Genomic DNA, 956 nt, shown 5'->3' with positions numbered 1-956 from the left:
CGAGAGCCGGCCGCGCCAGGGCGCTGATCCGCTTCTGCGTCGCCGCGATCAGCCGTTCCACCGACGGCGCGGTCATGTCGTTGAAGCCGGCGCTGGTACAGACATCGCGGCCCGTCGTCAGCATGCCGACCGCGCCCATCAGGGCCGAGACGAACTCCGTCTCGTTGGCTGTCCTCGGCGTTTCGGGCAGCCGGTCGATCATGGCGTCGACATTGGACACCAGCTTGTCGCGGACGGCCGCCTTCAGGTCCTGGGTCAGGCGTTCGGCGGCCGTCGAGCCGGCGCGTCCCAGCGACTGGGCGCGCAGGATGGCCAGCCGCTCGGCGACCGGTTTCAGGCCGCGCGCCAGCGTGAGGGGATCGAGGTCGCGGGCTTCCTCCTCCGCGTTCTCGACGCCGAGGTCGCGCCGGGCGTCGTCGAACGTGCAGCGCGTGATGTCGGTCAGGACGCGGGTCACTTCCTGCGACTTCTCGCGGCTGAGCGCGTCGGCAAAGGCCGGGAACGCCTTCCGTGTCTGCGGCGAGCGCGCCAGCGACAGCAGCAGGACATGCATGGACAAGGCGTTGTTGCGGGCGCCGGTCAGGAACTCGGTCACCGCCAGGCTGACCCGGTTCCCCAGCAGGTGCTGCTTGATGAGCCAGAGCTGATGCCGCAGGCCGATGGCCGCTTCCATCTCCGGCACGATGTCCCAGATGTCGGGATGAATCCGCTTGCCGACAGTGGCGATCCCCGCATTGCCCACGGCGGCGCCCCGCATCGCCGACAGGGTGCTTCTGCCGACCTCGAACAGCGGGTGGTCGAGCGCGCCGAAATCCATGCGGGGCGGCAGCGGATGTTCCTCGCTGGGGCCGCGCAGGAGTTCGGACACGGTCGAGGGCTTGGTCAGCATCGTCCAGAACGGCGTCAGGACACGGCGCGGGATCAGCGCCGCCGGCCGTACCCGGGGATTCCGGTCG

At 70.0% G+C, this 956-nt stretch carries 1 protein-coding gene; it reads right to left on the bottom strand.

Annotated elements, in window-relative coordinates:
* Positions 1 to 956, bottom strand: a 956-nt coding sequence (locus AC5JJ6_RS35405) for a hypothetical protein (protein WP_496046537.1), incomplete at both ends; no start/stop codon positions are given.

The sequence above is a fragment of the Skermanella sp. genome, assembly GCF_059503625.1.
Note: the sequence above shows the minus strand (reverse complement) of the source record. Positions and strands in the feature narration are given on the sequence as shown.